This window comes from Actinomadura sp. NPDC048955, from assembly GCF_040649435.1.
In the GTDB taxonomy this organism is placed as follows: Bacteria; Actinomycetota; Actinomycetes; order Streptosporangiales; family Streptosporangiaceae; genus Spirillospora; species Spirillospora luteofluorescens.
This window is the reverse complement of sequence record NZ_JBEZJI010000005.1, coordinates 106,687-129,318: the sequence shown is the minus strand read 5'-3', so window position 1 is coordinate 129,318 and position 22,632 is coordinate 106,687. Positions and strand designations below refer to the sequence as shown.

At 73.2% G+C, this 22,632-nt stretch carries 22 protein-coding genes; 16 read left to right on the top strand and 6 right to left on the bottom strand.

The features are described from left to right. Positions 1-198: 198 nt before the first annotated feature. On the top strand, positions 199-477 hold the full coding sequence (locus tag AB0C84_RS07530) for a hypothetical protein (RefSeq protein ID WP_258940473.1): 279 nt from the start codon (positions 199-201) through the stop codon (positions 475-477). 119 nt (positions 478-596) lie between these two features. After that, a complete protein-coding gene (locus AB0C84_RS07525) occupies positions 597-1,862 on the top strand; it encodes a PQQ-binding-like beta-propeller repeat protein (RefSeq protein WP_361062308.1) in 1,266 nt (421 codons plus the stop codon). 11 nt (positions 1,863-1,873) lie between these two features. Here AB0C84_RS07525 and AB0C84_RS07520 read toward each other — a convergent pair whose 3' ends face one another. The 3 genes from AB0C84_RS07520 to AB0C84_RS07510 form a co-directional block, all read right to left on the bottom strand. Next, the gene (locus AB0C84_RS07520; protein WP_361062306.1) at positions 1,874-2,758 is read right to left on the bottom strand and encodes a hypothetical protein; all 885 of its coding nucleotides are present in this window, start codon (positions 2,756-2,758) and stop codon (positions 1,874-1,876) included. Positions 2,759-2,997: 239 nt separating this feature from the next. Further along, positions 2,998-3,579 carry a class I SAM-dependent methyltransferase gene (locus tag AB0C84_RS07515; protein ID WP_361062303.1) on the bottom strand — a complete coding sequence of 194 codons (582 nt, stop codon included), beginning with the start codon at positions 3,577-3,579 and terminating at the stop codon, positions 2,998-3,000. Further along, the gene (locus tag AB0C84_RS07510; RefSeq protein WP_361062300.1) at positions 3,576-4,280 is read right to left on the bottom strand and encodes a TetR/AcrR family transcriptional regulator; all 705 of its coding nucleotides are present in this window, start codon (positions 4,278-4,280) and stop codon (positions 3,576-3,578) included. The genes AB0C84_RS07515 and AB0C84_RS07510 overlap by 4 nt, the downstream gene beginning before the upstream one ends. A 167-nt stretch (positions 4,281-4,447) precedes the next feature. On the opposite strand from AB0C84_RS07510, the gene AB0C84_RS07505 reads away from it, so the two are divergent. Further along, positions 4,448-5,251: an SDR family NAD(P)-dependent oxidoreductase gene (locus tag AB0C84_RS07505; RefSeq protein WP_361062297.1), complete on the top strand. Its 804-nt coding sequence runs from the start codon at positions 4,448-4,450 to the stop codon at positions 5,249-5,251. Between the two features lie 31 nt (positions 5,252-5,282). Here AB0C84_RS07505 and AB0C84_RS07500 read toward each other — a convergent pair whose 3' ends face one another. Continuing rightward, a complete protein-coding gene (locus AB0C84_RS07500) occupies positions 5,283-6,674 on the bottom strand; it encodes a hypothetical protein (RefSeq protein WP_361062294.1) in 1,392 nt (463 codons plus the stop codon). Continuing rightward, the gene (locus tag AB0C84_RS07495) at positions 6,658-8,454 is read right to left on the bottom strand and encodes a hypothetical protein (RefSeq protein ID WP_361062291.1); all 1,797 of its coding nucleotides are present in this window, start codon (positions 8,452-8,454) and stop codon (positions 6,658-6,660) included. Before AB0C84_RS07495 ends, AB0C84_RS07500 begins: the two co-directional genes overlap by 17 nt. A gap of 680 nt (positions 8,455-9,134) precedes the next feature. On the opposite strand from AB0C84_RS07495, the gene AB0C84_RS07490 reads away from it, so the two are divergent. The 4 genes from AB0C84_RS07490 (at position 9,135) to AB0C84_RS07475 (ending at position 12,674) form a co-directional block, all read left to right on the top strand. After that, on the top strand, positions 9,135-9,719 hold the full coding sequence (locus AB0C84_RS07490; RefSeq protein ID WP_361062288.1) for a dihydrofolate reductase family protein: 585 nt from the start codon (positions 9,135-9,137) through the stop codon (positions 9,717-9,719). 441 nt (positions 9,720-10,160) lie between these two features. Further along, entirely contained in the window at positions 10,161-10,376 is a 216-nt protein-coding gene (locus tag AB0C84_RS07485; protein ID WP_361062285.1) for a hypothetical protein, read from the top strand. Continuing rightward, positions 10,377-11,138, top strand: a complete 762-nt coding sequence (locus AB0C84_RS07480) for a Crp/Fnr family transcriptional regulator (RefSeq protein ID WP_361062282.1) — start codon at positions 10,377-10,379, stop codon at positions 11,136-11,138. A gap of 138 nt (positions 11,139-11,276) precedes the next feature. Then, on the top strand, positions 11,277-12,674 hold the full coding sequence (locus tag AB0C84_RS07475; RefSeq protein ID WP_361062279.1) for an MFS transporter: 1,398 nt from the start codon (positions 11,277-11,279) through the stop codon (positions 12,672-12,674). Here the strand turns inward: AB0C84_RS07475 and AB0C84_RS07470 are convergent. Continuing rightward, a complete protein-coding gene (locus AB0C84_RS07470) occupies positions 12,647-14,938 on the bottom strand; it encodes a lantibiotic dehydratase (protein ID WP_361062276.1) in 2,292 nt (763 codons plus the stop codon). The two genes, AB0C84_RS07475 and AB0C84_RS07470, sit on opposite strands and share 28 nt — an antisense overlap. Positions 14,939-15,034: 96 nt before the next feature. Here AB0C84_RS07470 and AB0C84_RS07465 point away from each other — a divergent pair, with 96 nt between their 5' ends. The 9 genes from AB0C84_RS07465 to argC all read left to right on the top strand — a co-directional run bounded on the left by AB0C84_RS07465 (position 15,035) and on the right by argC (position 22,616). Next, positions 15,035-16,072 carry a ketoacyl-ACP synthase III family protein gene (locus AB0C84_RS07465; protein WP_361062273.1) on the top strand — a complete coding sequence of 346 codons (1,038 nt, stop codon included), beginning with the start codon at positions 15,035-15,037 and terminating at the stop codon, positions 16,070-16,072. A 133-nt stretch (positions 16,073-16,205) separates the two neighbouring features. After that, complete coding sequence (locus AB0C84_RS07460) at positions 16,206-17,144, top strand: sulfotransferase (protein ID WP_361062270.1); 939 nt, start codon at positions 16,206-16,208, stop codon at positions 17,142-17,144. A gap of 1 nt (position 17,145) precedes the next feature. Beyond that, positions 17,146-17,919 (top strand): SDR family oxidoreductase, encoded by a 774-nt coding sequence (locus AB0C84_RS07455; protein ID WP_258940462.1) that lies wholly within the window; start codon positions 17,146-17,148, stop codon positions 17,917-17,919. Positions 17,920-17,936: 17 nt separating this feature from the next. Further along, on the top strand, positions 17,937-18,776 hold the full coding sequence (locus AB0C84_RS07450) for a family 3 encapsulin nanocompartment shell protein (RefSeq protein WP_179846694.1): 840 nt from the start codon (positions 17,937-17,939) through the stop codon (positions 18,774-18,776). Continuing rightward, positions 18,776-19,618, top strand: coding sequence for a transketolase (locus AB0C84_RS07445; RefSeq protein ID WP_361062266.1), 843 nt, complete (start codon positions 18,776-18,778; stop codon positions 19,616-19,618). Before AB0C84_RS07450 ends, AB0C84_RS07445 begins: the two co-directional genes overlap by 1 nt. Continuing rightward, positions 19,615-20,619: a transketolase C-terminal domain-containing protein gene (locus tag AB0C84_RS07440; RefSeq protein ID WP_361062263.1), complete on the top strand. Its 1,005-nt coding sequence runs from the start codon at positions 19,615-19,617 to the stop codon at positions 20,617-20,619. Before AB0C84_RS07445 ends, AB0C84_RS07440 begins: the two co-directional genes overlap by 4 nt. Further along, positions 20,594-20,761 (top strand): lysine biosynthesis protein LysW, encoded by a 168-nt coding sequence (lysW, locus tag AB0C84_RS07435; protein ID WP_258940458.1) that lies wholly within the window; start codon positions 20,594-20,596, stop codon positions 20,759-20,761. Before AB0C84_RS07440 ends, lysW begins: the two co-directional genes overlap by 26 nt. Next, a complete protein-coding gene (gene lysX / locus AB0C84_RS07430) occupies positions 20,758-21,606 on the top strand; it encodes a lysine biosynthesis protein LysX (protein ID WP_361062259.1) in 849 nt (282 codons plus the stop codon). Before lysW ends, lysX begins: the two co-directional genes overlap by 4 nt. Next, a complete protein-coding gene (gene argC, locus AB0C84_RS07425; RefSeq protein ID WP_361062256.1) occupies positions 21,603-22,616 on the top strand; it encodes an N-acetyl-gamma-glutamyl-phosphate reductase in 1,014 nt (337 codons plus the stop codon). The genes lysX and argC overlap by 4 nt, the downstream gene beginning before the upstream one ends. Positions 22,617-22,632: the final 16 nt, after the last annotated feature.

The following is a 22,632-nucleotide window of genomic DNA, read 5'->3' as shown; positions in this document are numbered from 1 at the left end:
TACGACGAGCCTAGCGCGACTATTTGAACGCGTTCAACAGGCCGGACGTGGCCACGGGCGCACGACGTGAGCGTCTTGACGCCCAGCGCGAGAGCTGTGGATCCTCGCCACGGGAGTCGGGTGCCCGCACACCCCTCACCAGGCGGCCGTGACGGCGGTCGATCCATGTGCGCACCCTCGCGTCAGGAGGAACGGATCATGGCCGTGACGAGCGCACTCATCGGCAGTTCACCGGGGCAGACGTTCGCCGCCAAGCTCAGGACCGCCTCGCTGCGAGCGCTGCGCACCCTGTTGCAGGGGCTCGCGAGCGCATTCCCGAGCGCCGGCGCCGGCACCGTCGTCCTTTCCACCGGATATTGGCAGACCTTCGGCTACGCCTGCCTGGCGGCGCTCATCACCGCGGTCGTCTCCTTCCTGCACAACGCCGCCAGCATCCTCCCGGAGGACCCGACTCAGACGGGTCCGCAGAGCGGTTGACCTGTGGCGGGTGAGCGCCGCGGCGTGATCCGGCCCGACGCTCTTGCTGGACGTGAGGCGTGCCGGCATTTCCCAAGGCCCGATGGCGGTCGAGGGGCGAAGGCCGGAATGATGTCGGGATGATTCGCTCCCGGCTCGGTTTGGGGACTGCCGCCCTCGTGCTCCTGGTGTCCACGGCGGGGGCCTCCTGCTCCGGCACCTCGCTGAAGACTCCGACCCGCGAGGGGCCGCGCGCGGCCTGGTCGCTGTCCGTGCCGACCGGTGAGAACACCACGGCGATCGCCGGACGGGTCGCGGTGATCGCCAACGACCGGGCGGTCCTCGGCGTCGACCCAGGGTCCGGGCGGGAGCTGTGGCGGGTGCCCTCCGGTGAGGACGACGAGGTCGACGTGGCCGGCGACCTGATCGTCCACCGGCGGAAGGCCGCCGGGGCCGACGCGGTCCGGTTCAGCGTCATCGACGCGGCGAACGGCCGGACGCTCTGGCAGGACGGTCCCGCCATGAGGGTGCAGGTCACGCAGGACGCCGTCCTCACCACCGTCTGCGGCGAGGGCACCGACTGCGAGATCACGCGGAGGGATCTGCGCACCGGGAAGGTCCGCTGGAAGCTCGGGAGCGACGGCGTGCGGTTGGCGAACACCGCGGTCGGGGTGCGTCCGCCGGCCGTCCCGGAGACCGGGCGGATCTACGTTTCCCGCCGCGGCGACGACCGGCCCGTGCCGCAGGCCTCCGGCGGGAGCGGCTGGTACTCGGTCGTGGCCGGGCGGACGCTGATCAGCACCGACCACGATCCTCCGTCCGGCGACGAGAACTGCACGGTCACCGTCTCCGCGGCCGACGCGGGGACCGGGCACCGCGAATGGACCCGGAAGGTCTTCGCGGGACGGGAGGCCGGCGGCGAGTGCGAGAAGCGGCTCGCCCCGTCCAGCACCGGCCTCGACCTGATCGGCGACGGCCGCCGGATCGCCGCGTCCACCGACACCGGCAGGCCGCAGGTCTTCGATCTCGTCAAGGGCCGGACGGTCTGGCGCGGCGACGCTCCGGGCGTCCCGATCGACGGTGACGGGCACACGCTCCTGGTCAGGGATCACGCGGACACCGGCGCCCTTGCGCTGCTGGACTTCGGCACCGGCCGCGTCCTGTGGAAGGCGCCCGATCCCGGCCTGCCGGGGACGTCCGCGAGCTGGGAGACCGCCGTCACGCAGCGGCGCGTCGCCGTCAGCGGAGCCGAGGGCGACCACCCGTTCGTGCTCATTTACGACGCGTCCACGGGACGTCGCCTCGGCCGCTTCCCGGGTTGGCTGCAAGGGCTCGGGAACGACTGGGTCGCGATCGGCCACGACGCCAAAACGAACACGCTCACCTACGACTTCATCCGCGTCTGACGGCGCGCCGCCTACGATCCGCCGCGGCGGCGCCGGCCGGTGGCTTTGATCAGACGGGGCGGCGCGGAGGGCGCCCGCCACAGCTGGACGAGGTGCTGCTCGTCGGCGCCCGCGTCGCGGTCTCGGACGCTCGCGCGGACGCGGTACATGCACGTGGACGGCCACACCAGGTCGAACTCGAAGAGGCTGACCGCCTCCTGCCCGGGTGCGGCGGCCCGGAGCGTGGCCGCCGCCGGTGGCGGTCCGGGGACGTCGACGGTGTGGAACGTCCAGGAGTATTCGGCTACGCCGTCCCATGGCTCGGTGTCCAGCGAGGGTGGGCCGTCCAGGAGTTCGGCGGTGAGGCGGACGGCGCCGTCGCGCGTGCCGGTGAGGATGTGGGAGCGGACGGCGACGCCGTCGCCCTCGTCCAGCCAGGCGTAGGAGTCGAACCGGTACGCGGTGACGGGGAAAGGGTGATCGACGCCGGGAGCGGCGAACAGGACGTAACACCCCAGCTCGTCGACCTGGACGGTGACGGTGCGGTGCTGCGGCGCCGAAGGCTGCCGGGGCGCCGGCAGGCGGTCGCCGAGGGCTTCGCCGATGCGGTCCCGAAGCCGCCGGACGAGCGTCGATTCCTCCGGCTCGCGGGCGGCGGACTGGAAGGCGTCCATGTCGAGCAGGCCGGAGAGCAGGAACCAGTGGTCGGGGGTCAACGACACCGTGACCGTGGTGTCCTCGGGCAGATCGATGGCGTGGTGGCCGGTGTGCTCCCACAATTCGTCGAGTATCGCGCTGTATTCGCCGGCCTCGGCGACGTCGCCGTTCTCTCGCAATGACCGGCTGCTGTTGTCCAGCCTGCCGACCAGGCGGTGGCGCTCCTTCAGGCTCATCTCTACCGGATAGAGGGAACTCATTTTCGGAATCGTATGTCTTTCCGGGAAGGGCCGGCGTCACATGTGGTTCTGGCACTGGGTGAAGGACGGCGGTGTGGTGGGCGAGGGGCTGCCCGCCCGGGATCGAGCCCGTGCCCGGGAAGCCCGGACGGCTGCGCAGCGCGAGCCGGGCGAACAGGATGTTCTCCGCGAGGGCGCAGAAGCTTCGTCCGAAGGACGCCCCGGTACAGGCGGGCGTCGGTGGTCTGCCGAGACCCGGATCAGGCCAGGCGGGACACGAGGAGCACGGCGGACTCGGGCGTCACCAGCACCTCTGTTCCGGCGAAGCCGGGGCGCCGCAGCCAGGACTCGCGGACTTCGTCGCGGTCCTTTCCCGCGCGGTCCGCCGGGCGGGGACGCCATGCGGGCGTCAGGTCGTCGATGATCACGAGGCCGCCGACCGCGATGGAGTCGGCGAGGTCGTCGCCCAGTTCCTTGGCGCCGGCGCAGTCTGGAAAGACGAGGGCGAAAGGGCCGTGGCGTAGCACGGAGGACCAGTCGCCGGTGATGACCTCGACGCCGGGGACGCCGCCGAGGACGTCCCGGGCGACGGCCCCGTACCGGGCGTCGGCCTCGACGGTGACCAGCCGGGTGTCCGGCCGCTTGCCGGCCGCCATCCACGCGGCGCCGACTCCACAGCCCGTCCCGAGTTCGGCGATGGGCCCGGCGCTTCCCGCCGCCAGAACCCGCAGCAACCGCCCGACCTCGTCGGTGCACGACCGGGTGAATCCGGCCGCCGAAGCGGCTTCCTGCGCGGCGGCGACGACCTGCGGGATCTCCCCGGACGGCGTGCGCTCTGTCATGGCGTTCCTTCCCTGGCCTGCCTCTTCGTCTTCGGCCCCGGCGCGCCGGCCGAGGTGTCCTCCAGACGATCGACCGTGGCCGGGGCGATCCCGACGTCGGGGGTGATGGCGCAGGCCGTGCGCAAGGTGGCGGTCAGGGCGCTGGTCGCCAGCCGGACGAGATGCTCTTGCGGGACGTCGTGGTGCTGGATGTGGTCGACGATGAGTTCGTCGAGATAACCGACCCAGCCGCGCATGGAGGCGCGGAGTACGGGATGGACGGGGTGTCCGGCGCCGAGGGCGTCGAGAATGCGGAGAGCGCCCTGCCAGCGCAGGTCTTCGATAATGGCGCGGACCTCGGGGTCCGAACCGTTTCCGCCGCGGATGAGGGTGAGGAATCCCGCGGCGTGGCGGTCCATGTAAGTGATGTGCCGGCTGATGGCGTCGCGCAGCCGCTCGGCCGGCGTCTCGCCTTCGGGCGGGGTTTCCTGAAGGATTCGCAGCGCTTCGCCGGCCGCACGGATGGTGGCCAGGTAAAGCCCGCGCTTGTTGGTGAAGTGGTGCGCGATGAGCCCGTACGCGACGCCCGCTCGGCGCGCGATCTCGGTGGTGGTCACCTCGTCGTAGGCGCGTTCGGAGAACAGCTGCGAGGCGGCCGTGACGAGCCGGACGCGCCGGTCGACGCGGGGCGTCTCGGAGCCGTCGGGCTGCGGGCCGGTCATGGCAGCAGCCTAGAGCGCGTCGGCGGTCGGCCGCGGAGCTCGGATGCGGCGCAGGGCGCCGGCTCTTGCTTGACGGTGCGGGAGAGCGGTATTACCGTCCAGATTGATTGATAATCAGTCAACTTGGGAGGCCTGATGGGCGCCACCATTGCGGCGGGAGCGGGCGGGTGAGCCGTCGATCAGTGGCAGGGGCGCCGATCCTGGTGACGGGCGCTTCGAGCGGGATCGGCCGAGCGGTGGCGTTCGCCCTGGCGGAGCGGGGTGGGCGGCTGGCGATCGCCGCCCGGCGCCGGGCGGCCCTGGAAGACGTCGCCGACCAGATCGAGGACGCCGGACGGGTACGTCCATGCGTGATCGAGGCGGATCTCTCCCGTCCCGGCGCGGCCGCCGAACTGGCGCGGGACGCGATGTCCGCGCTGGGCGGTGTCCAGATTCTGATCAACAACGCCGGAGCCGGTCTGGTGGCCGCGCAGAGCATCACCGGTGATGACGACCAGGCGCGGGCGCTGTTCGAGACGAACCTCTGGTCGCCGCTCGCCCTGACCCGCCACCTGTTCCCCGCCCTGCGCTCCAGCGGCGGGGTGGTGGTGAACGTGACCTCCACCCTGCGGGCCGTGCCGATCCCGCTTCTCGGCTACTACGGCGCGTCCAAGGCCGCCCTGGCGCATCTGACCCTCACGCTGCGGAACGAACTGAAGGGCACCGGCGTGTCGGTGCTGGAGATCGTCCCCGGCGCCACGGACACCGCCGCCCGCGACATCGATCTGCTCCCCTGGCGGGCCGGGCCGATGCGCACCCCGCCGCCGGTCACCCCCGAGTCGGCGGCCAAGGCGATCGTGAAGGCCGTCGAGAGGGGAGGGCGCCGCCGCACCCATCCGGCGACGTCGCTCCTGCCCCTGGAGGTGCCGGCCTTGGGACGGCTCATCGCCGCGATCGTGACGCGCCGCGTCGAGACCGGTTCCGCCGGGTAGGCGGCGTGGCCGCCCGTTGTTTCCCGAGGGGTCAGGCGAGGGGGCCGGTGGCGACGGTGATGGTGCCGCCGGGGAGCCAGCTGGTGCCGGTGTGCGTGTGTTGCGCCGGGGTTCTCGACGGCATGAAGGTGACGAGGGAGGCCGCGTACAGGCGGGGCGGGTCGTCGTCCTCCCTGCTGCCGCGCCATGCCGCGTAGCCGGCGGCGGTGGGCGTTTCGTCCGGGAAGCGGGCCCGGAGTTCGGCGGCGTAGCGGAGCGGGTCCGGGGCGCGCGGCGAGAAGCGCAGCGGGAGCATCTGGGCGGCCGGGATGGCCAGCAGCGGCGCGCTGAGCAGCCAGGGTGCCAGGTAGGCGCCCTGCCCGCGCAGGCTGCCCCGCGCCATCTGGCGGAGGACCGCGTCCGCCTTCGACCAGCCCGAGACGACGACGACCGGCCGGTTCGCGCCCGCTGTCGTGATCTTCATTCCGGCTCGCGCGGTCGCCTCCCGGACGGCCAGCGCCGCGGCCCGCGAGCGGGGTGATCCGTCGGCGATGAGGTGGACGGAACGGACCCCGCGTCCGGCGAGGAAGCCGACCGTCGCGCGGAGGGCGGCGGCGTCCGCGGTGCCGAGGCGGTCGGCGGGACACGCGGGTGGGGAGCCGCCCGAGACCAGGGCTCCGAGGGCGGCGCTCGCGCATTCCGGGCCGTCCGTGCGGAGCTGCGGCGACGCGGCCGCGTCCCGGCCGGTGTCGACGGTGATGGAGGCCGTCCGGCCACCGGAGCCGACGTTGATCCGGCTGCGGCCGGGCGGGAGCCACACCTGCCGCCAGGTCCCCGGCGCGCCCGGCATGCGCGACGTCGCGCTCGCCGGATCGCGGGACGTCCCCACCGACACCGGACGGTCGCCGGCGTGGACGAGGTTCCAGCCGGGGCGCTGCGGCGTCACCAGGACCGGCATCCGCTCCCCGGCCACGTCGACCTCGCGCAACAGCGGCACGCCGGGGGTGACCCGGTCCCGGACGACCGCGAGCGAGCCGCCCACGGTGAGCGTCGCGAGCGCGGCGGCCAGAACCGCACCGGACGCGACGGAGCGCCGGGGGTGCTGCAACGCGCGGGGCGTCGCGAGCGCCACCGCGGCCAGCGCCAAGGCAACCAGGACGCGGTCCACGGCCACGAGGTAGCCGACCGCCGCGACGGCGGCGACGACGGAGACGAGCACGGTGAGCCTGCGGGACGGCGGGCCGGTGCGCGGCCGGAGCAGCGCGGCGCCCGCCACGACGGCGGTGGCGAGCAGGGCGACGACGCGGATCGCCGTGGTCGTCCAGCCGTCGTCCGGCACCGCGCCGTGGCCGCCGTGCCCGCCGTCCGCCCACGCCGGGGAGGCGACGAGCAGCAGCGCCGCCGCCCCCGCCGGAACGCGCAGGACGTCAGCGGACGTCGGCATCGGAGACCGCGAACAGGACGCCGTGCGGCCGGGCGTCGCCGGTCTCGCCGTGCGGCCACGCGGACCGGTTGAACTCCACGCACGGCCGGCCGGTGTGCTCGTCCTTGAAGGTCCGGTCCAGGGAGAGCTGCTGCCGCGGCGAGATGTTCACCATGCAGACGCGGTGGTCGCCGTCGAACGGCGAAGCGGCGACGAAGTAGTTCGCCAGCACTAGCCGCGTCGGCTGCCGCGTCTCCTGGTAGTAGCCGCCGGGGCCCTGCCGGAAGTTGTCCAGCGCCGCCCAGTGCGGGCCGCCGGTCGTCGGGTCCTCGACGGGCAGGACGCTCACCAGCGACGGGCAGTCGGGCTCGGCGCCGCCGCGCTTGACTTCTTCCAGAGTGTCGATGTTGCACCGGGTCCGCTTGCCCGCGTCGACGAGCTTGCGGACGTCCAGCACGTACACCATGCCGGTGTCCTTGCCGCCGGACGACTCGTCCCCCCGGCGCATGACGACGTGGTACAGGTACCGGTCGTCCGCGCTGGTCTGGAGCCAGGAGCCGCCGTCCATGCCGACGCGGTTGTCCAGCTCGGGGGCGAGCCTGGTGAACGCGGTCGTGTCGTCGAAGACCTCACGCCACTTCGGCTTCGGATCGGTGATGTCGGGTGTGTAGTAGATGGACGCTCCGCCCATCGTCGACACGAATCCGCCCTTGTGGTGGCGTTCGTTGGTGAGCGCCGTCTCCATCACCACGCGCGGCTCCTCCTCGATGAGGAACGGCTCCTTGCGCGGGCCGTCAGGCAGGCGGGAGACCGACAGCAGCCTGGGACGGTCGCGGTGCGCGATGTCGTAGATCCGCACGGTGTCGCGGGCGATGTAGAAGTCGGCGGACGGGATCAGCATCAGGCTCCGCACCTCGGCGAAGTCGCTGGTGACCAGCCGGTTCAGGTCCTCGCGCACCCGGATGCCGTGCGGGTTGGCACAGGTCGGCGGGTCCACCTGCGGGATGCTGTGGCAGGTGTCGGGCTCGGCCGCCTCCGTGGCCGCCGGGTACTCGACCCGCACCCGGCCGCTCTGGTCCAGCCGGAGCACCTCGCCGGGCGTCCCGGCCGCGCCGTTGCCGGTCCTGACCTCGCCGTGCGTGTACGTGCACGGCCCGGGGACGTTGGGACCGCCCATGTAGGCGCCGTACGCTGTGCCGTCCTTCAGGGTCGTGAAGGCGTCCGGGGCCGTGCCGCAGGGGGTGTCCGTGGCGGTGACGACGCCGCTGAGCTTGACCTGCGGAAGCCGCGCGACGTCGAACACGTAGGTCGTGTCGCTGAGCAGCCCGCCCGCGTACACCTTGTCGCCCTTGTGCCACACGTACTGCATGTGGTGCGGCTCGTTCTGCAGCAGCGGCCCGATGGTCGCGGTGTTGACGACCTTGCCGTAGTCGCGGGAGCCCTTCGTCGCGTCGATCACGGCGAGGAAGTCGGGGTCGGCGGAGCCCTCGCCGTCGGCCTTCCGGTGGGCGGCGTGGCTCGCGGCGCCGACCGGGCCGCCGGGAACGCTCGCGTCGCCCGTCCAGACCAGCAGCCACTCCTTCCGCCGGCCTTCGCCCTTCGCACGCACGACGTGGTTCGTGACGGTGTAGGTGGTGCCGTCGCGTCCCTTGATGCTGGACGTGCTGACGACCACGTCACCGGCCCCGGCGTCGGCCCCCGCCAAGGGTGGGGACGCGACCAGCCCGGCGGCGGTCGCCGCCAGCGCGATGAGAACGATCGCCCTTCGGCGCAGGTTCGAGAACGGTTCGATGCCGACCATGGCCTTCTCCCCCGTGTTTCTGCAGGCGGGATCGCCGATCGGCGTCAATTTACTATACTAATTACTAGCTATCCAGAGCCGGATGCACGGCACGCGACCCCGAAGCCGGAAGGGTGCGCGGATTAACGCCCCCGAGGCCCGGACATGAAGACTTTCCGCGTCCGAGGACGCCGTTCCGCAACAGAGCCGCCCCGGCGTCTACCGGGCACGCCCACCATCGCCCACGCCACATCCGGCCGGCGAGCCCACCCCGAACTCCACGGCGCCAAGCGCAGAACATACCAGCTGGTCAGCACATATGTGGTCGAGCCGAACTCCACTCGATGCCCCCGCCGGAAAATCCACCGTCCCACCAACGCCGAGTGAACTCTCGGGTCAATACCCTGCCCACGTTCGAGCGTTTCCTCGGCCGCCGACCTCCGCACAGCATCCGCCCACCCCGCCACCGGCCACCCCGCACTCGCCCGCCATTCCCGATAGAACGCGCTCACAGGCCACGGCTCCGCTATAAAATCCTCTAGCTGACCGAATCCGGCCCACCGACCGAAGTTTGAGCGAAGCGCTTCGACGACTCCCGGCCGAGGTCTCTCCATCGCGGTGTCGATTTCGGGGGCGGGCGTTCGTGTAGGGGGTGACAGGGCCGCGGCAGAGCGGCCCGCGCAGCGGAAGGAATCAGGTCTATGCGCTCGATCAGCGTCACGATGTTCGTCTCCCTCGACGGAGTGGTCCAGGGGCTGGGGCGCCCGGACGAGGACACCCGCGGCGGGTTCACCCACGGAGGCTGGGGCCCGAAGTACAACGACGAGGTGATGGGCCGCGAGATGGCCAAGGGGATGGCCAACGCAGGAGACATGCTGTTCGGCCGCCGAACCTGGGAGGACTTCCTCAACGCCTGGGGACGGGCCACCGACGGCAACCCGTTCACCAAGCACATGAACGCGGCCACGAAGTACGTGGCGTCAATGACGCTGGACGACGCGGACGCCTGGGAGAACTCGATCCTGCTGCGCGGCGACGCCGCGGAGACGGTCGCGGAACTGAAGGCCCGGCCGGGCGGGAATCTCGCGATCAACGGCAGCGCCGCCCTGGTCCAGAGCTTGCACGCCGCCGGCCTGATCGACCGCTACACCCTGCTGATCCATCCCCTGACCCTCGGCACCGGCAAGCGCCTCTTCGAGGGCCCCGCTCCCCTGACCGAGTTCGACCTCACCGAAACCGTCACCACCCCCAAGGGCGTCATCATCGCCCACTACACCCGCCACTGACCCCGGACGAAGCGCTCTGCAGATCTCCGTGCCCAGCGCGCGTCCGGCCGCGGTCCCGGAAATCTATCCTGGAGGTCACCCCGGTCTCCGGTTCGAAGAGGCGGCGAGAATCGGCTCGCGATCCGTGACCTGGCGTCACAATGACGCCGGAGAACTACCTGTTCAATGAACCCGAGGCGTGACTTGTGTCCGGTGCCTGGACTCAGACCGCCGGCCGGAGGGCGGGTCTACGGGGTGGAGCCCGAAGACGTACCGCCCTTTCGGCATTTCCGCGGCCCTTCCGATCTTCATTGGCCGAGGGCTACCGTCCAAAGTAGCCCGCAGCCCGAGCTCGCTGAAGACCGTGGAGGCTCCACCCTCCCTCCTCTCAGCACCGTGAGCACCGGCGGCGGGTCAGCCCCGCGACGGCAGTCCAGGCACCGGCACAAGAGGAGATCGCCCTTGGCCTCACAGGATCCGAACACGGGCGTGGTCATCGCAGTCACGGTGATCGCGATCGCGCTCTTCGTCCTCATCGGTTTCATCGTGCATCGCGCTCTCACCGCCCCGGCCTTACGGCCCGCGGCGGTACTCACGGCCGCCGCCGCAGTTCTGACGGCGGTCGCCAGCGTCATCGCCGTTCTTCCAGTCATCATCCGCGCCCTCAACGGCGGGTAGATGGCCGAGGAGATCTCACACAGGGGAGGACGCGGGCGCGCTTCCGCGGACGCGTCCTCCCTTCGGCGTGGATTCTGGTACGCCCTCGGGTCCGAACAGCGCGCCGCGCTTCGTGACGTGGGGCGTCTACGGCATTTCGATGCCCGGACGCCCTTGGTGCACGAAGGCGACGGGTCCGACCACGTGCTGATCATCCAAGAGGGCTGGGCCAAGGTGACCAGCAGCACGGAAGACGGTCACAACGTGGTCCTGGCCGTGCGGGGTCCCGGCGACCTGATCGCCGAAAGCGCGGTTCTGGGCGCCCGGACTCGTTCGGCGACGGTCACAGCCCTTTCCCCCGTGAACGCCCTGGTGTTCCCCGCAGCGAGATTCATCGCCTTTCTGGACGCGCATCCCGAAGCATGGATGCTGGTCAGCGGCACGTTCGTGAGACGGCTCGATGACGCGGATCGGCGCCTGGAAGTACATGTCACCAGCACGGGGGCCCAGCGCCTCGCGATGCTGCTCCTCGATCTGGCCGAGCTCTCCGCCGTGCACGGCCCCCCGAGGGCGGACGGGAGCGTGGAAATAGCACCCCAGCTGTCCCAGGAGGAGATCGGCAGTTGGATCGACGCCTCCCGTGAGACCGTCGCGCGGTCCTTGGCCCGCCTGCGCAGGCAGGGTCTGATTCGTACTGGCTGGCGCAAAATCACGGTGGTTGATCTGCACAGGCTGCGGGCCTTCGCCCAGAACAACGAGGACACAGACCCGCACGAGCAGTAGCGAACTCGTGGCTTCAGCAGTTCCACCAGGTAGCGCCGCATTCATGTGGGCAAGGCGCGAAATCCCCTGGTTTTGGGGGTTGGTAGGGGCGTGAGGGTTGGTTAGTTTTTGGGCTGGTCGCTCGTGGTTAGGGAATCCATGCTTCCTGCGAAGGTTTCTGGGCGGCGTCCTATGGTCGGGGGCGGTGGGGGGTTGGCGCTGGCGTTGTTGTGCGGGTGCCAGCTCACGTTGGTGGTCGACGCCTCGATCGTGAACATCGCGTTGCCCAGCATTCAGCGGGGGCTCGGGTTCAGTGACGCCGGGCTCTCGTGGGTGGTCAACGCGTACACGCTCGCGTTCGGGGGGTTGCTGCTGCTCGGGGGGCGGGCCGGGGATCTGCTCGGGCATCGGCGGGTGTTCGCCGCGGGGGTGGGGGTGTTCACCGTCGCGTCGCTGGCCGGGGGGTTCGCGGTCGCGCCGGGGTGGCTGCTGGCGGCTCGGGCGCTGCAGGGCGTCGGGGCCGCGTTCGCCGGGCCGGGGGCGCTGGCGCTCATCGCGACCACGTTCCAGGACGCGGAACGCAGGAGCCGGGCGCTGGCCGTGTTCTCCATGGTCGCGAGTGCGGGGATGGTCGTGGGGCTGGTGCTCGGGGGCGTCCTGACCGCGTGGGCGTCGTGGCGGGCCGTGCTGTTCGTCAACGTGCCGGTGGGGCTCGCGATCGTGCTGCTCGTGCCGCGGGCCGTGCGGGAGTCACCCAGGCAGGAGGGACGGTTCGACGTGGGCGGGGCGCTCGCGTGCACCGTCGGGTCGGCGCTGCTGGTCTACGGGTTCATCCGCGCCGCCGAGCGGGGGTGGTCCGGGACGCTCACGGTGGGCGCCTTCTGCGGGGCGGGGGTGCTGCTGGCGCTGTTCCCGGTGATCGAGTCGCGGGCGCGGCAGCCGATCGTCCCGCTGCGGCTGTTCGCCGACCGGGACCGGGTGGGCGCCTTCCTCATGCGGTTCCTGCTCACGGCGGCCATGAGCGGGATGCTGTTCTTCCTGACGCTCTACGTGCAGGGGGTGCTGGGGTACGGGCCGCTGGCGACGGGGTTCGGGTTCCTGCCGACGACGATCGCGCTGATCGCCGCCAGCCGGGCGGTGCCCGGGCTGCTGCCCCGGTACGGGCCGCGGCCGATCATGGCGGCCGGGGCGGTGCTGTGCGTGGCCGGGATGGTGTGGCTGACGCAGGTGTCGCGGGACAGCTCCTACGTCGCGGTGATCCTCGGGCCGGTGCTGCTGTTCGGGGCCGGGACGGGGCTGGTGGCGGTGGCGGCGACGTTCACGGCGATGCGGTCGGTGGCGCCCGGGGAATCCGGGGCCGCCTCGGCGCTGCTGCAGAGCATGCAGCAGATCGGCGGGTCGCTGGGCGTCGCCGTCCTGGTCACCGTGGACCATGGCGGCTCGTCGGAGGTGGACGGCATGCGGGACGCGTTCACGGCCGGGGTCGCGTTCACCGCCTGCATGCTCGTGGCGCTGGCCGCCTTCCGCGCTCAGGGACGTTCCGGATCGCAGAGCTGAAGCCGCAGCTCGCAGCTGTAGCGCCGGCCGTCCGCGCCGGGCAGCCATGATTCGTCCAGGTCCGGCAGCAGTTCGGTGAAGACGACGGGAACGTCGTCGCCGGACGTCTGGCGGGCGGCGCGGAGCAGCGTGGCGAACGAGGAGACGTAGCGGGGGCCGGTGAAGTCGACGTAGACGGGCTTGACCTCCGTGCCGACCTTCGCGAAGACGCGTTCGGGCATGCCGAGGGCGCGGCGCAGGCGGCGGGCGGCGAGGTACTCGCGGGGGCCGTGCGCGGGTGCGATGCCGGTTCCGCCGACGGTCGTGCGCCAGGTCTCGCGGGCGACGACGAGCCCGTCCAGGGTGAGCCGCGGGTGGTGGGGGCCGGCGCCGGCGAGCTTGAACGCCTCGGCGCCGAGCCAGCCGAACAGCAGCGCGAACACCTCGCGGAGCGGGCGCCGGAGCCCGCCCGGTCCGGTGACCTCCAGGGCCGCGTCGTGCTCGGCCACGGTGAGCGCGACCAGCGGCAGGACGCGGGCGGGGTCCGCTCCGGGTGCCGCGGCGAACGCGAGCTGGTGGTCGGTGGCACCGAGGACGGGCGCGATGCGCGCGGTGTACTGGGGCCACCAGGTCGGGTACAGCGGCCGGAACTGGGGGCCGATGTCCTCGGCCGCCGCGGCGCGCAGCCGGTCCGGCTCGGGGTGCCGGTCGGCGAAGACGGCGCAGTCGAGGGTCGGCCACGCGGTGTGCATCTCGCCGAGGACGAGGGTGAACTCCCCCGCCGCCATCGCCTCGGCGCCGGCCGCGCCGAGGCACAGGTCGGGGCTGTGGATGCGGGCGCCCGCCCAGCCGGGACGCTCGGCGGCGAACAGCCGGGCGGCGGGCTCGTCCAGGTCGGCGGCGGTGAAGGCGAGGCGGCGCTCGCCCGGCGCGCCGTCCAGGCCGAACAGCGCGTTCCAGCGGCGGGCGAACTCGGCGGCGACCGCGTCCACCGGGCGGTCGGGCCCGGTCAGGAGGGCCTGGGCCGCGTCCCAGAACGCGGGCATCGGCACGCCGCCGGCGCCCGGTTCGAGCAGGTCGCGGTACAGGTCGCGGAAGGCGGCGTCGTAGGCGTCCGCGAGGGTCGCCGACAGCCAGCGCGCGGCGGGCAGGAGGACGGAGCCGAACGGGCCGGCGAGCGCGTCCAGGAGCGGGCGCCCGAACGTGACGTCCAGGTCGCGGACGGTGTCCTCGTAGCAGAGCCGCCGCCCCGCGTACATCTGGCCGCTGCGCCGCTCCGGCTCCGCTCCGGTGACGGCGGTGAACTCGGCGTCCAGGTGTTCCAGCGCGGCGGCCAGGGCGCCGGCGTCGCCCGCGGCGGCGGCCACGGACGCGCGTGCCCGGTCGAGCCGGGCGAGTCCGGCCAGTGCCCGTTCCCGGGCCATCGGTTCGGGGATCGCGTCGAGGGTGCCGCGCAGCACGCGTTCCGCCTGCGGGTTGTACGGCATGTCCACGCCCCGCCAGACGATCCCTTCGTCGACCAGTCCGTCCAGGGCGGCCGCCAGGGGCGGGTCGGGGGCGATCCCGGCCGCGGCCCGGGTGCCGTCGCAGCCGGACAGCACCTCGGCTTCGGCGGCGGTCAGGGGGCGCGGGTCCTTCCCCGGGCGCAGGACGCGGTCGCCGTCGGTGAGCAGGTGCGGGTGGACGCCGGCGGGCAGCCACGGCGCCACGTCGGGGTCGTCCAGGAGGGCGGCGACGTACGCCTCCAGCGCCCAGAACTCGAAGTCGACCTTGCGGGACCTGACCAGCCCCTCACCCGGGCGCGCCTCGACGGCGTCCGCGGCCTCCGGGTCGAGGGTGCCCCAGGCGACGGGGCCGAAGAAGCCCGCGGTGTCGTTCTTGCCGCAGTAGCGCTGCCAGTAGCGGACGAGGGTGTTCTCGCGCCCCCGCCGCTTCTTGCGCTCCAGCCTCGGGTTCTTCCCCGGCCGGACGGCCGCGCCGTCGGCGAGACGTGCCAAATGCAGCGCGGCGGCGGGATTCTGCCATGTCACCGCCTCGCGGAAGAGCGGGTTGGCGGCGATCATCGCGGCGGCGCGGCTCGCGTCCGCCAATGCGGCGTCCATGGCCTGCGCGAATTCGGTTTCACCGGTGGTGCCGTCGAGAAAATCATCGGCGGTCGCGGCGCATTCCGGCGCGGCGAAAAGCGCGAGTCCGTCCGCGGGGAATCCGGTGGAGCGGATCAGCACATCTCGCCAAACCGTCCATCGCGTTCCGGGTAGCGGCACCGAGTGCCGTCCATCGCCCATGCGATCTCCCTCCGCCACCGGAAACGGCTCTCGCCCCGCGAAGGAGATCAACATAATGTGTGATTTGTTTGCCGTCACCCTCCCGGAGGTCCGCACATGCGCTGCGACGGTCTGTTCCTCGCCGGGCTCGCCCAGCGGATCCCCGCGGCCGTGGACGTGGACGGGGCGGTGGACGACGGCCGCTACGACCCCGCCGACCGGAAGGCCGACGCGTACGCCTCCGTCGCCGTCGCCGCCGCCGAGGCCCCGCCCGAGATGGCGGCCGCGGCGGCCCGCCTCGCGCTGCGCCGGGCGGAGATCCCGCCGTCGGACGTCGCGCTCCTGCTGCACGCGTCGGCCTGGTTCCAGGGCGTCGACTACTGGCCGGCCGCCTCGTACGTGCACCGCGAGGTCCTCGGCGAGGACGGCCGGCGCGCGCCCGCGCTGGACGTCCAGCAGATGTGCGCGGGCGCCCTCGGCGCGCTGGAGCTGGCCGCCTCCTACCTGGCCGCCGACGCCTCCCGCGCGTCCGCCCTGGTCACGACCGCGGACCGGTTCACCGACCCCGGGTTCGACCGGTGGCGCGGGGACGTGCGCGGCATCGTCTACGGGGACGGCGCGGCCGCGGCGGTGCTCGCCCGGGACGGTTTCGCGCGGCTGCTGGCCGTCTCGACGGTCGTCGACACCGCGCTGGAGGGCATGTACCGCGGCGACGAGCCGTTCGCCGCGGGCCCGGGCCGCCCGGTGGACGTGCGCGCCCGCCGCGCCGCGTTCGCCGCGCACGCCAGGCGGTTGGCGGGAAGCCTGGCGGAGCGGACCACGTCGGGCCTGAGCGAGGCCGTCGGCCGGACGCTGGACGAGGCCGGGCTGGGGCTCGCCGACGTCTCCCGGTTCGCCTTCCCCAACGTCGGCCTGCACGTGCTGCGCACCCGGTACGCCGAGCCGCTCGGCCTGGACGTGGAGCGGACCACGTGGGAGTGGGGCCGCCGCACCGGGCACGTCGGCGCGGCCGACCAGCTCACCGGCCTGACCCATCTGGTCGAGACCGGGCAGGCGGGGCCGGGCGACCGGGTGCTGCTGGTCGGGATCGGCGCCGGGTTCGCCTGGACGTGCGCCGCCGTCGAGATCATCGAGCGTCCCGGCTGGGGCGGCTGACGCCCGCGGACATTGCGGAGCGCTGGCCGATCGGACCGTCGTGACCGCCCTCTGTTATGTCATGACGTCACAAAAAGACGGATCAATCCTGTTTCACTCGTGATGGTTCCACTTTACGGAAGATCATGTTTTTATGTTCCCGACCAGCTTGTGCCGGTACACCCCGGAAGGTCGCGGTTTGCCAATGAAGGTGCTTTACATCACCGGTTGGTGTCGCAGCGGCAGCACCATGCTGGGCAACGTCCTCGCCGAGGTCCCCGGGATCGTGCACGTCGGCGAACTGCGTTTTCTCTGGTTGAACGGGGTTCTCGGAACGGGCAGCAACGGCCGGTGCGGCTGCGGGCTCGGCCACCGCGAATGCCCGTTCTGGTCCGAGGTGCTGGAGGAGGTCCGCCCGCCCGGGACGTCCCTCGAACGGCACGCCGCCGACGTCGTCGCCTGGCAGGGCGCGTACCGGACCCGGCACACCTGGCGGGTGCTGCGCGACCCGCCGCGGGACGGCTGGCCCGACGTGCTCGCCGCCACCTACCGCGCGATCGCCCGGGTCTCGGGGGCGCGCGTCATCGTCGACAGCTCCAAGTTCGCCTCGGACGCCGCGCTGCTGGCGTCCCTGCCGGGCGTCGAGGGAAGCTACGTCCACCTGATCCGCGATCCCCGCGCGGTCGCCTGGTCGTGGCTCCGTCCCAAGGCGTACACGGGCCGCCGCTCCGCGCTGAACAGCACCTGGCACTGGACCGGCTTCAACCTGGCGGCCGAGGCGGTCGGCCGCGCGCACCGGGACCGCTCGCTGCACATGCGCTACGAGGCCCTGGTGCGCAGCCCCCGCGCCGCCGTCGGCACCATCCTCGACCTGCTCGGGCACGAGGGCCGCAACCCCGTCGCCGCCGACGGGACGGTGGAACTCGGCGGCAACCACACGGTCACCGGCAACCCCAACCGGTTCGGCCGCGGCCGGACCCGGATCGAGGAGGACCGCAGGTGGCAGGCCGCGCTGCCCCGCCCCCAGCGTTCCGCGACCACGCTCATGGCGCTCCCGCTGCTGCACCGGTACGGCTACGAGAAGAGGGTGTGACGTGGACCTCGGACTGAACGGGAAGGTGGCCCTGGTCGCGGGCGGGTCGGCGGGCATCGGGCTCGCGATCGCCCGCGACCTGGTGCGCGAGGGCGCCACGGTGTCGATCGCGGGCCGCGACCCCGGCCGGCTGGCCAAGGCCCGCGACGCGATCCGCGCGGACCTCGGCGCGGAGGTCGGGACCCGCCCGCTGGACGTGCGCGACACGGAGGCGGCGCGGGCGTGGGTGGACGACGCCGCCGCCGAGCACGGCGCCGTCCACATCATGGTCACGAACGCGGGCGGGCCGCCCGCCGGGCCGACCGGGGCGTTCGGCCCGGACGACTACCGCGCCGCGCTCGACCTCGCGATGGTCTCCCACATCGGGCTCGTGCAGGCCGCGCTCCCGCACCTGCGGGACGCCGGCTGGGGCCGGGTCCTGATGGTCACCAGCGAGACGATCCGCGACCTCATCCCCGCGTTCGCGCTGTCGGGGATCGTGCGGACCGGGCTGGTCGGCTACGCCAAGACCCTCGTGCACGAACTCGGCCCCGGGGACGTCACCGTCAACGTCCTCGCGCCCGGCTACACCGCGACGGACGCGCTGCTGTCCGGCATCACCGGCGAGCCCGAGGCCGAGACCGCACGCGTCGCGCGGGAGGCGGGCATCCCGCTCGGCCGGGTCGCGCGGCCGGAGGAGGTCGCGGCGGCCGGGGTGTTCCTGCTGAGCGCCCGCGCGAGCTTCGTGACCGGCACCGTCCAGGTCGTCGACGGCGGCCGTTCCCTGGGGGTCTGACCATGCCGGAGGTGCCCGTGTCCGAAGTGCGCATGCTGCTGGACGATCCCGAACTGACCCGGCGCAGCCCGGGCGAGGAGTTCGCGCTCGCCCACGCCCGGTACGGGCCGGACGCGGCGGTCGGGTTGCGCGCCTCCATCAGCGACCTGTTCCCGCCGGCCAAGCGCCGTCCCCGGCTCACCGTCCGGCACCTGCTCCGCAAGGCCGTCGTGGACGCCGACGAGGTCGTCGTCTTCACCGAGCGGGCCGAGAACACCTCGCCGGACGACGCCGCTCCCGAGTGGGAGTTCGAGGTGGGCTCGGCGACCGTCCGGACGCAGGTGGTGCGGGCCTCGGTGCCGGTGCCCAAGGAGATCCTCGCCGATCCTGCCGCGCTCGCCGCGTTCGTCGACTACCGCCTGCTGGTGCGGCTCGGCACGGCGGAGAACGACGTGCTGCTCAACGGGACGGGACCGATCCAGGGCCTGCTGCGCGTCCCGGGCCTGCGCGAACGGCCCGCCGACCCGTCGGACGGAGGGTCGGCGGCCCGGACGCTGCTGGCGACGGCGGCGCTGTGCGAGTGGTACGGCGGGTCCGCGGACGGGATCGTCATGCACCCCGACGACTGGTGGCCGCTCGTGGAGGACGGCGCGTTCCTGGAACGGCTCGCCGTGCAGGGCGTCAAGGTCAGCAGGACCCGCATGGTGCCCGCGGGCACGGCCCTGGTCGGCGACTTCACCGCCGCCGCGACGCTGCTGGACCGCCGGTCCTCCACGATCCGGCTGGACGGGGACGCGCTCGTGGCCGAGATCCGCGAGGGCCTCGCCGTCCATCTGCCCGGCCATTTCGTGCTCACCTCCCTTCCCGGCGGGCGCTGATGGGCGCGGCGGCACCGGCCGGCCCGCCGGAGGCGGACCTGCCCGCGATCGCCCACCGGGTCCGCGAGCACATCGTGCGGATGTGCGCCGGCCCGGAGGGCGGCCACCTCGGCGGGTCGATGTCGCTGGTGGAGATCCTCACGCTCCTGTACTTCGAGGTGATGCGGGTCGATCCGCGCCGCCCCGCCGCGCTGGACCGTGACATCTTCATCCTCAGCAAGGGGCACGGCGCGATGTGCCTGTACGCGGTGCTCGCCGAGCGGGGCTTCTTCCCCGTCGCGGAGCTGGCGGAGTACTCCCGGCCGGGCAGCAGGCTGATGGGCCATCCGGTCCGCGCGGTGCCCGGCGTGGAGATGCCCACCGGATCGCTCGGGCACGGGCTCGCGCTCGCCAACGGGTTCGCCGTCGCCGACCGGGGCCGCCGCTGCTTCGCCGTCCTCGGCGACGGCGAGCTGCAGGAGGGCGCGGTCTGGGAGGCGGCCATGGCCTCGGCCGCGCTCGGCCTCGGCAGCCTGACGGCCGTCGTCGACCGCAACCGCCTCCAGATCACCGGCCCCACCGAGGACGCGATCGGGCTGGAGCCGCTGGCGGACCGCTGGCGCAGCTTCGGCTGGACGGTGCGCGAGGTGGACGGCCACGACTTCGGCGCGCTGCGCGAGGCGCTCACTCCCGGCGGAAACGGGACCGGGCCTCCGGTGGCGGTCATCGCCCGCACCGTCAAGGGGCGCGGCCTGCCGTCGCTGGAGGCGGAGACGCGCAGCCACTACGCGAGGCTGAGCGGCCGCCAGGCCGAACGGTCCCTGGCCGTGCTCCAGGCCCGGCACAGGAGGGCCGGCTCGTGACGGCCGCCCCTGGGACGGCCCGGCCGCGCTCCGCGCGGGAGGTGTACCGCGACCTGCTGCCGGAGCTGATGCGCGCCGACGACCGGATGTACTGCCTGGACAGCGACACCGGGCTGTTCGAGGCGGCCGCCTTCGCCGAGGTCCCCGGCCGCTACCTCAACCTCGGCATCGCCGAGCACAACCTGATGGGGACGGCCGCGGGCCTGGCCGCCAGCGGGAACGTCCCGTTCGTCACGACGATGGCGACCTTCGCCGCGACCCGGGCACTGGAGGCCATCAAGATCGACATCGCGTACAACGCGCTGCCGGTCCGCATCGTCGCCACCCACGGCGGGCTGGCCGCCGGGCACCTCGGCCCGACCCACCACGCGCTGGAGGACCTGGCCGTGATGCGGGCGCTGCCCGGCTTCACCGTGGTGGTCCCGGGCGACGCGGGGCAGGCGGGCGAGGCCGTCCGGCAGTGCGCGGCGCTGCCCGGCCCCGCCTACGTCCGGCTCGGCCGCTCCGCCACCCCCGGCCTGGACGGCGCGGCGCCCGGGGCCGGCCCGTTCGAGCTCGGGCGGGCGCAGTGGCTGCGGCGCGGCGGGGACGTGGCGATCGTCGCCTGCGGGCCGCATCCGGTGCTCGCCGCGGTGCGCGCCGCCGACCGGCTCGCCGAGCGGGGCGTGCGGGCCGCCGTCCTCAACCTGCACACGCTGCGCCCGCTCGACGTCGCGGCCGTGGTCGCGGCGGCCGAGGGCACCGCGGGCGTCGTCACCGTCGAGGAGCACTGGCGCTCGGGCGGCCTCGGCGGCGCCGTCGCCGAGACCCTCGCCGAGCACGCGCCGGCCCGGGTGGCGCGGGTCGGCATGCCCGACACGTTCGCCGAGCGCGCGGGCGGCCAGGAGGACCTGCTCGACCGGTACGGCATCACGGCGGGCGCCGTCCTCGCCGCGGCGCTGAACCTGACCGGCGGAACCCATGGAGGTGGCACGCATGACCCAGACCTGTCCCGAGTGTGAGGGCCCGGTCCAGCTCGCCGAGCCGGTCCGGCTCAGCGAGATCGCGCAGTGCGCCGACTGCTCCAGCGAGCTGGAGGTGGTCGGCCTGGACCCGGTGGCCCTCGCGCTCGCCCCCGAGATCGAGGAGGACTGGGGCGAGTGAGGCCGGTGGCCGTGCTGGCCTCCCGGGTGCGGTACGAGGAGAAGCGCATCTTCGCCGCGCTGGAGCGCCGGGGGGTGCCGTACGCGCACGTGGACACCCGCCGGTTCAGCGCCGAGCTGGGCCGTGACGCGGACGGGCCGCGCTACGCGGCCGCCCTGAACCGGGAGATCTCCCACAGCCGCGGCCTCTACGCGTCGATGATCCTGGAGGCGCGCGGGGTGCCGGCGGTCAACCGGTCGGAGGTGATCGCCGTCTGCGGCGACAAGCTGCGCACCTCGCTGGAGCTGGAGCGCGCCGGCGTCCCCGCGCCGCGCACGGCGGTCGCGCTGACCCCGGACGAGGGCGCCGAGGCCGCCGAGCGGCTCGGCTTCCCCGTGGTGATCAAACCGCTGACGGGGTCGTGGGGGCGGCTCGCGGCGGCGGTGCGCGACCGGGAGGCGGCGCAGACCGTCCTGGAGCACCGGGCCGCCCTGCCCTCACCGCTCCAGCACATCGTCTACCTGCAGGAACTCGTCGACAAGCCGGGACGCGACATCCGGGTGATCGTGGCCGGGGACGCGGTGGTGGGCGCGACGTACCGCTACGCGGACGGCTGGCGCACCAACGCCGCCCGGGGCGCGCGCTCCGAGCCCTGCCCGCTCACCCCGGAACTGGTCGAGCCGGCCCTGCGGGCCGCGCGGGCCGTGGGCGGCGGGATCCTGGGCGTCGACCTGATCGAGGGCCCCGAGGGGCCGCTCGTCCTGGAGGTCAACCACAACGTCGAGTTCCGCGGGTTCCAGGACGCGCACGGCGAGGACCTGGACGTCGCGGACGCGATCGTCTCCCACGTGCTGGAGGCGGCGTGATCCGGGCCGGTGTCGTCGGCGCCGCCGGATATCTCGGCGGCGAGCTGCTGCGGCTGCTCATCGGCCATCCGGGGACGGAGGTCGCGCACGCGGTCTCGACCCGGTTCCCCGGGCGCCGTGTGGACTCCGTCCACCCCAACCTGCGGGCCCAGACCGACCTGCTGTTCAGCGCCCCGGACGACCTCGACGCCTGCGACGTGCTGCTCATGGCGACCCCGCACAAGGCCACCATGGGCCTGCTGCCCGAGATGAGGGCACGGGCCAAGACGGTCATCGACCTGTCGGGCGACTTCCGCGACCCCGACCCCGCCGTCTACGAGCGGTACTACGGCGTCCCGCACACCGCGCCCGAACTGCTCGGCGCGTTCGTCCCCGGCGTCCCCGAGCTGTTCCGCGCGGAGCTGGCCGAGGCGGACCTCATCAGCGTGCCCGGGTGCATGGCCGCGGCGGCGATCCTCGCGCTGCACCCGCTGACCGGGCTGATCGGCCCGGACGTGCAGATCGACGCGCGCACCGGGTCGAGCGGGTCGGGCGCGCTCGCCGGAGACGCCAACCTGCACGCCGAACGCAGCGGCGCGCTGCGGGTGTTCGCCCCGGTGCGGCACCGCCACGAAGCGGAGGTGGCGCGGCTGACCGGGCTCAACGCCAGGATGACCGCCACCGGGGTCGAGGCCGTGCGCGGGGTGCAGGTCGTCTGCCATGCCACCGGCTCGGGGCCCGTCGATGAGAAGGCCGTCCGCCGCGCCTACCGCGAGCGTTACGCCAGCGAGCCGTTCGTCCGGATCGTCGCGCACCGCACGGGGACGCACCGGCTCCCCGATCCGAAGCTGCTGTCCGGGTCCAACTACTGCGACGTCGGTTTCGCCGTGGACGGCGACCGCGTCACCGCGATCGCCGCGCTGGACAACCTGGTGAAGGGCGGGGCGGGCGCCGCGGTGCAGTGCCTGAACATCCGCACCGGCCAGCCCGAGACCCTCGGCCTGGGGTTCCCCGGCCTGCACCCGGTCTGATGGGGGCCGGTTCGAG